Raw genomic sequence first — 1,204 nt, forward strand, 5'->3', positions numbered from 1 at the left:
GTCCTGGCCGGTGGCGATGAAGAACTGGTCGTGCCCGGTGGCACCGCCCACGGTGTCGCCGTGCGTGATCTGCCGGCCGTACTGGTAGTCGCCCCCGAACCCGATGGACCCCCAGGATCCCGTCGGTCCACTGATGCTGGCCATCGGTCCGGCCGCGCCGCCGTACGACTCACCGCGCTGCTCGGCGTCGCTGCCCCCCATCTGCGCCAGACCCATGACCTGGATACCCGGCAGGACCAGGTTGTGGGTGCTGGCCCGCGTGGTGTCACGGACGGCGGTGAGCAGCAGCCGCACCCGGCGAACACCGGTGTCGGTGCTGTTCGGCACCTCGAAGTGCAGCGCGTGCCCGCCGTCAACCATCGCATCGGTGGCCGCACGCAACCCGGTGCGGGAGCGCGCCTCGCGCAACCGGCGCAGGTTGTTGAGCTGCGCGTGCAACCGGATCTGATGCTCGGGCTCGTGGTCCCGTACCGCCTGCTTCAAGCGGGCCGTAACTCCCGTGGGGCGCGGGGCAGTTGCAGCGGGCGGCAGGAAACCCTCACGGCGCAACCACGTCTCGGCCTCGTCGAACATGCCGTCCGTGCCAGTGACGTCGAGCGGCGCCGCGCTCAGCCCGATGCCGTCCAACCGCTCCAGCGAGTCCGGGAGTTCACGCGTCTCGTCATCGGCCGGCGCATGCCCGATGGCGTCCGCCTTGCTCAGGACCCGCAGGTCCATACCGTGCGTCTGAGTCAGCGCCGGCGCCTGTGTCTCGGTGCCGTTCGGCCGGATCAGGGTGACCTGGTAGGTGACGCCGGAGGGCGTGAGGAGGTGGCTCCGGTTGGTGCGGATGGCGTGCATCGTGCCGGCGGAACTGCCCGCGCTGTACGTGTTGGTGACGGTCCCCTGCACCTGCCCGCGCAGGCCGAGGCTGCCGCCGATGACGCTCGACGCGTTCGGGTGCTTCTGGCTGTGGTCGCCGGTGAGGGCGGCGGCAGCACTACCGCTGACACCGAGACCGCTCGTGTACTTCGAGGAGAGGTCGACCTTCGCGGTGTTGACCAGGTGGCTCTCAAGGTTGATCTGACCCGTCGTGCTCTGCCGCAACGGAGTACCGACGGTGGGCGTGGTGACCAGATGCAGCATGCCCACCGCGTTGCCATCGGCGACGGTGATCACCGGGGAGTAGATACCGCGGTCGACCTGAATCGGCAGCGTGCCGCGC

The 1,204-nt window shown here is 69.7% G+C and carries 1 protein-coding gene; it reads right to left on the reverse strand.

Features of this window, described 5'->3' with window-relative positions; translation table 11 throughout:
- The coding region (locus tag ACFWI9_RS34515; RefSeq protein ID WP_387169302.1) for a hypothetical protein at positions 1 to 1,204 on the reverse strand (1,204 nt) is incomplete at both ends.

It is taken from the genome of Streptomyces sp. NPDC127084, assembly GCF_042724175.1.
GTDB lineage: Bacteria > Actinomycetota > Actinomycetes > Streptomycetales > Streptomycetaceae > Streptomyces.